The organism is Inquilinus limosus MP06 (assembly GCF_000767795.1).
GTDB classification, from domain to species: Bacteria; Pseudomonadota; Alphaproteobacteria; order DSM-16000; family Inquilinaceae; genus Inquilinus; species Inquilinus limosus_E.
Genome location: NZ_JANX01000408.1, coordinates 1 through 5806 on the forward strand (window position 1 = coordinate 1; position 5806 = coordinate 5806).

Below are 5806 nucleotides of genomic sequence, written 5' to 3' on the forward strand. Positions count from 1 at the left end.
ACAGCGCCACGGCCGTTCGGGCCAGGATGGCGGCGCCCAGCGCCCGCCGAAGCCGCAGCACCAGGCCCCGCAGAAACCCCGCTCCCCGGCGCCGGAGCCGGACGGCGCCATGGCCGAAGCCCTGCGCCGCGCCGGCCTGGTGAAGAGCAAGTAGAGCTAGCAGGGCGTCGCTGACCTCACCGGTCTTCTCGCGTTGCCTCTCCCGCAAGCGCGAGAGGCAACGCGTTAGGCTTCGGCGTTGGCTCGAGTCACCCCTGCCAGCGGCGGAACAGCACGCTGGCGTTGACGCCGCCGAAGCCGAAACCGTTCGACAGCGCGTGCTCGATCCGCCCCGGGCGGGCCTGCAGCGCCACCAGGTCGATGCCGTCCGCATCCGGGTCCGGATTCTCCAGGTTCAGCGTCGGCGGCATCACCTGGTCGCGCACCGCCAGCACGGTGAACACCGCCTCCAGCCCGCCGGCCGCGCCCAGCAGGTGGCCGGTGGCCGATTTGGTGGCGCTCACCGCCACCGTCCCGCCAGTGCCGAACAGCGCCTTGATCGCCGCCATCTCGCCCTTGTCGCCGACCGGGGTGGAGGTGGCGTGGGCGTTCAGGTGCTGCACGTCGCCGGGGCCGATCCCGCCCTGGGCCAGCGCGATCTCCATCGCCCGGCGGGCGCCGTCGCCATCCTCCGGCCCCGCGGTCATGTGATAGGCGTCGGCGGTGGTGCCGTAGCCGATCAGCTCGGCGATCGGCTTCGCGCCGCGGGCCAAAGCGTGATCCAGCGCCTCGATCACCAAAAGGCCGGCGCCCTCACCCATGACGAAGCCGTCGCGGGCCTGATCGAAGGGGCGGGAGGCGCGCTCCGGCGTCTCGGTGAAGCCGGTCGACAGGGCGCGGGCGGCAGCGAAGCCGCCCAGGCTGACCCGGTCGATGCAGGCCTCGGTGCCGCCGCACAGCGCCACGTCGGCCTCGCCGGCGCGGATCATCCGGGCGGCGTCGCCGATGCCCTGCACCCCGGCGGCGCAGGCGGTCACCGGCGCGCCCAGCGGCCCCTTGAAGCCGTGGCGGATCGAGACCTGGCCGGCGGCCAAGTTGACCAGGAAGGCCGGCACGGTGAAGGGCGATAGCCGGCGCACGCCCTTCTGGTCGGTGGTGCGCACCGCCTCGACGATATAGGGGAAGCCGCCGACGCCAGAGGCGATGACGGTCGCGGTGCGCTGCCGCGCCCGCTCATCGGTGGGTCGCCAGCCGGACTGGGCCACCGCCTCCTCCGCCGCCGCCATGGCGAACTGGATGAAGCGGTCCATCTTCTTCTGGTCCTTCGGGGGCACCGCCGCGTCGGGGTCGAAGCCGGCCTCCGGATCCTCGGCGACCGACGGCACCACGCCGCCGACCTTGGCGGCCAGGTCGGCCACCATCTCCTCCGGCAGGCGGCGCAGGCCGGACCGGCCGTCCAGCAGCCGGCGCCAGCTGGCCTCGACGCCGTTGGCGAGGGGCGACACGGCGCCCATTCCGGTGACGACGATGCGACGCATCTCAGTGTCTCCTCAGGCCGGGACGGCGGTGCCGGCGCGGCTGTTCCGGCGGTCCAGGATCCCGGCGAGCTTGTCCCGATAGGCGGGGCGGGCATCGGGGCCCGGGCGGAACGCCGCCGTCTCAGGGGTGATCGGCGTGCCGCTGCGCCGGTCGATCAGCACCGGCTCCATCGGCTGGCCGTCGGCGCGGCCGGCGACCTGCACCAGCACCTTGCCGCCGGTGGCGTGCCGGCCGCCCCAGGCACCCAGCGCCGCCAGCACCGGGAACACGTCCCGGCCGGCGGCGGTCAGCCGGTACTCGTGGCGCAGCGGCCGTTGCGAATAGGCGTGGCGCTCCAGCAGGCCTGCCTCGACCAGCCGCTTCAGCCGGCGGGTCAGCATGTTCGGGGCGATGCCCAGGCTCTGCTGGAACTCGTCGAAGCGGGTCAGGCCGATGAAGGCGTCGCGCAGGATCAGCAGGCTCCACCATTCCCCCAGCGCGTCGAGGGAGCGGGCGATCGGGCAATCCATGCCGGCAAAGCTGGTGCGCTGCATGGCGCTGGTTACTACTGCAGTAGCTTGCATCATGCAAGCGATACGAGGCGGAGCAGGCGGCCCACCTTTATTGTCATCCTCGGGCTTGACCCGAGGATCCAGGGGCTTTCAGAGCCGCTCTCGGTGGCCCCTGGATTGCCGGATCAAGCCCGGCAATGACAAGGGAGGGGAACGGTCAGTGGGTGGTGGGAACGCCCTCAGGGCGGCGGGAAGCGGCCCAGCGCGCCCAGCAGCGCCTTGTTGAACTGGTCGGGCGACTGGATCTGCGGCGCGTGGCCCTCGCCCGGGAAGCGGATCAGGTTGGCGCCGGGGATGCGCTGGGCGGCGGCGCGGCCCAGCTCGGCATAGTTGCCCAGGCGCTGCGCCACCTCCGGCGGGGCCAGGGCCTTGCCGATCGCCGTGGTGTCGCGTTCGCCGATCATCAGCACGGTCGGCGCGCGGATGCGCTCCAGCTCGTAGACCACGGGCTGGTTGAACACCATGTCCGAAGTCAGGGCCTGGTCCCAGGCCACCTGCCGGCCGCCCTCGCCCTGGTACATGCCGGCCAGCATCTGCACCCAGCGGTCGTAGTCCGGCTTCCATTCGCCGGCATAGTAGGTCGACTGCTGATAGGCCTTGATGCTGTCGGCGCTGGTCTTCAGCTCGCCCTCGAACCATTGGTCGACGGTCTGCTGCGGCACGCCCGCGGCCTTCCAGTCCTCCAGCCCGATCGGGTTCACCAGCACCAGGCCGGACAGCGCATCGGGGAAGGCCAGGGCATAGCGCATCGCCAGCATGCCGCCCATGGAATGGCCCATCACCACCGGGCGCTGGATGCCCAGGCTGTCCAACAACGCCTTGGTGTTGGCGGCCAGCTGGTGCAGCCCGAACTGATAGGCCTGCGGCTTGCTGGATTTGCAGAAGCCGATCTGGTCCGGCGCGACGACGCGATAGCCGGCCTGCAGCAGCGGCCGCATCACCCCTTCCCAGGTGGCGCCGCAGAAGTTCTTGCCGTGCAGCAGCACCACGGTGCGGCCGTTCGGCGTCTCCGGCTGCACGTCCATATAGGCCATCGACAGGTCCTGGCCCTGCGACTTGAAGTCGAACTGCCGGACCGGGAACGGGTAGTCGAAGCCCGCCAGCATCGGGTCGGCGATGGCGGCCGGGGCGGCGGCGAGGGTGGCGAGCAGGGCGGCGGCCAGGGTCAGGCGTCGGATCATGTCTCTCCTCGGGGCGGCCGGGATCGGTGCTGCCGGGGTAACGTCCGGCTGCCGCACACGGCACCGGGCGGATCGTCGCGGTCAGTCCCGCGCCGGCCCGGTGTAGAAGGCCGGCCAGTGGCGGCGAGCATGGTCGCCGTCCGCGGCGAAAACGTGGCAGCTGTCCAGCAGCACCGGCCGCTTGCCTGGATCGGCCTTGCCGGCGCGCTCGCGCGACAGGATCGGGAACACGGTCTGGAACGCCGTCGTCGCCATCGGGCCCAGCAGCTCGACCAGATGGGTGCAGCCCCGGGCGCCGCCCACCCGCTCCTTCACCGCCCGGGTGAAGCCGGGGCCAATGCGCAGGCCCACCAGCGCCTGGAAGGCCGGCGCGATCTCCGGGCACAGGGCGTAGGGGCCGTGCTCGGTCTCCGCCTCGACCGCGACGATGGTCAGGCCGTCATCGACGGTCAGCCGGATCCGCATCTGGTGGATCGGCGTGCCCGGGGTGATGGCGCCGCGGAATTCGTTGCGGAACTCATAGGCCTTGGTGTCGACCAGATGGCCCTCGATGTCCCACAGCCCATCGGCGCGACGAAACCCGTCGCAGGTGACCCGGCGGGTGTGGATCGGCTCGCGCGCGGCGGGGGCGGAGAGGGGCATCGGGTCAGCTCTCGTCAGGCTCGACCTCCGCCGGCGGGGTGACCCGAACGGCGGTGATCTGGTTGCGCTGGCGCCGCAGGATCTCGAAGCGGAAGCCGTGGAAGGTGAAGGCCTGGCCGACCTCCGGCAGGTGCCGCGCCTCGTGCAGGACCAGCCCGGCGATGGTCGAGGCCTCGTCGTCCGGCAGCCGCCATTCGAAGCGCCGGTTCAGGTCGCGGATGGTCACCGTGCCGTCGACCAGGAAGCTGCCATTCGCCTGCGGGCGCACCCCGGCCACCGGCAGGTCGTGCTCGTCGACGATGTCGCCGACGATCTCCTCCAGGATATCCTCCAGCGTCACCACGCCCTTCAGGTCGCCGTATTCGTCGACCACGATGGCGAAATGCTCGCGCCGGGTGCGGAAGGCGTGCAGCTGGTCCAGCAGGCTGGTGGTGTCCGGGATGAACCAGGGCCGGGTGGCGATGCGGCGGATGTCCAGCCGGTCGGGGTCGCCGCCGGCCGCCTGCAGCGCCCGCAGCACGTCCTTGGCGTGCAGCACGCCGACGATGTTCTCCAGCCCGCCCTGGCACAGCGGCATGCGGGTGTGCGGGCTGTTCAGCATCGCAGACACCACCTCGCGCGGGGTCAGCTCGGCATCGATCGCCTCGACGCTGCGGCGATGGGTCATGATCTCGGAGACATAGACGTCGCCGAGGTCGAGGATCGAGCGCAGCATCTGCCGCTCCTGCGCCACCTCGGCCTCGCTGCCGCGATGCAGCTCGATCGCGCCGCGCAGCTCGTCGACATAATCGGCCAGCCCGACCCGGCTGGGATCGGCGCCGAACAGGCGCAGCACGCCGCGGACGATCCAGTTCACCAGCCGCACCACCGGGCCCAGCAGCCGCACCACGCCGCGCACCAAGGGCGCGAGCGACAGCGCCGCCCGGTCGGCATGGGTGATGGCGTAGGTCTTGGGCAGCACCTCGGCGAAGACCAGGATCAGCGCCGTCATCACCACCGTGGCCACCGGCACGGCCGAGGCGCCGAGCAGCGTGGTCAGGAAGCTGGTGGCGATCGCCGAGGCCAGGATGTTGACCAGGGTGTTGCCCAGCAGCAGGGCGCCGATCAGCCGCTCCTTCTGCTCGCGCAGCCGGTTGACGATGCCGGCCCGCTTCAGCCCGTGCGTCTCGAGCTGGTGCATCCGTGCCCGGCTGGCCGCGGTCAGCGCCGTCTCCGACCCCGAGAAGAAGGCCGAGATCACGAGCAGGACGACGATCCCGGCGAGGTTGAGCAGGAGGACGAGGTCGTCGGACATGGCGGCCCCTGGAGCGGCGGTCAGGCGGCGATGGCGTCGGCCAGCACCGCGGCCACTGGCTCGGCCGGCACGTCGCTGGTGACGAAGGCCTGGCCGATGCCGCGCACCAGGATGAAGGTCATCCGCCCGTCGCGGACCTTCTTGTCGCGGGTCATGTGGTGCAGCAGGGCGCCGACCGACCAGGCGCGATCGCGGGCCGGGCGGGTCGGCAGGCCGACGGCCTCCAGATGCCGCTGCAGCCGGTCGCGATCCGCCGCCGGGCACAGGCCGAGGCGCACCGACAGGTCGAAGGCCATGACCATGCCGATTGCCACCGCCTCGCCATGCAGCAGCGCGTCGCCATAGCCGGTCTCGGCCTCCAGCGCGTGGCCGAAGGTGTGGCCGAGATTGAGCAGGGCGCGCTGCGCCGCCTCACGCTCGTCCTGGCCGACGATCTCGGCCTTCATCTCGCAGCTGCGCTTGACCGCGCGGATCATGGCATCGCCGTCGCCGGCCAGCAGCTTCGGGCCGTTCTGCTCCAGCCAGGCGAAGAAGCCGGCATCGCCCAGCGCGCCGTATTTCGCCACCTCGGCATAGCCGGCGCGCAGCTCCCGCGCCGGCAGCGTGGCCAGCAGCGCGGT

The 5806-nt window shown here is 71.8% G+C and carries 6 protein-coding genes; all 6 read right to left on the minus strand.

Going from position 1 to position 5806, the window contains the following annotated elements; genetic code table 11:
• Positions 1-248 precede the first annotated feature (248 nt).
• Positions 249-1517 (minus strand): beta-ketoacyl-ACP synthase II, encoded by a 1269-nt coding sequence (gene fabF / locus P409_RS24345; protein WP_034844720.1) that lies wholly within the window; start codon positions 1515-1517, stop codon positions 249-251.
• Positions 1518-1529: 12 nt separating this feature from the next.
• A complete protein-coding gene (locus tag P409_RS24350; protein WP_034844721.1) occupies positions 1530-2051 on the minus strand; it encodes a winged helix-turn-helix transcriptional regulator in 522 nt (173 codons plus the stop codon).
• 197 nt (positions 2052-2248) lie between these two features.
• Positions 2249-3250 (minus strand): alpha/beta fold hydrolase, encoded by a 1002-nt coding sequence (locus P409_RS24355; RefSeq protein WP_193366521.1) that lies wholly within the window; start codon positions 3248-3250, stop codon positions 2249-2251.
• Positions 3251-3331: 81 nt separating this feature from the next.
• Positions 3332-3892 (minus strand): DUF2889 domain-containing protein, encoded by a 561-nt coding sequence (locus tag P409_RS24360; RefSeq protein ID WP_034844722.1) that lies wholly within the window; start codon positions 3890-3892, stop codon positions 3332-3334.
• A 4-nt stretch (positions 3893-3896) separates the two neighbouring features.
• Complete coding sequence (locus P409_RS24365) at positions 3897-5186, minus strand: HlyC/CorC family transporter (protein ID WP_034844724.1); 1290 nt, start codon at positions 5184-5186, stop codon at positions 3897-3899.
• Between the two features lie 20 nt (positions 5187-5206).
• Positions 5207-5806, minus strand: a 600-nt coding sequence (locus tag P409_RS24370) for a 3-dehydroquinate synthase family protein (protein ID WP_034844725.1), incomplete at its 5' end; no start/stop codon positions are given.

Bases quoted from the DNA above. Each gene is read 5' to 3' on its own strand.
- fabF (WP_034844720.1), bottom strand. From the start codon at position 1,517: ATGCGTCGCATCGTCGTCACCGGAATGGGCGCCGTGTCGCCCCTCGCC.
- P409_RS24350 (WP_034844721.1), bottom strand. From the start codon at position 2,051: ATGCAGCGCACCAGCTTTGCCGGCATGGATTGCCCGATCGCCCGCTCC.
- P409_RS24355 (WP_193366521.1), bottom strand. From the start codon at position 3,250: ATGATCCGACGCCTGACCCTGGCCGCCGCCCTGCTCGCCACCCTCGCC.
- P409_RS24360 (WP_034844722.1), bottom strand. From the start codon at position 3,892: ATGCCCCTCTCCGCCCCCGCCGCGCGCGAGCCGATCCACACCCGCCGG.
- P409_RS24365 (WP_034844724.1), bottom strand. From the start codon at position 5,186: ATGTCCGACGACCTCGTCCTCCTGCTCAACCTCGCCGGGATCGTCGTC.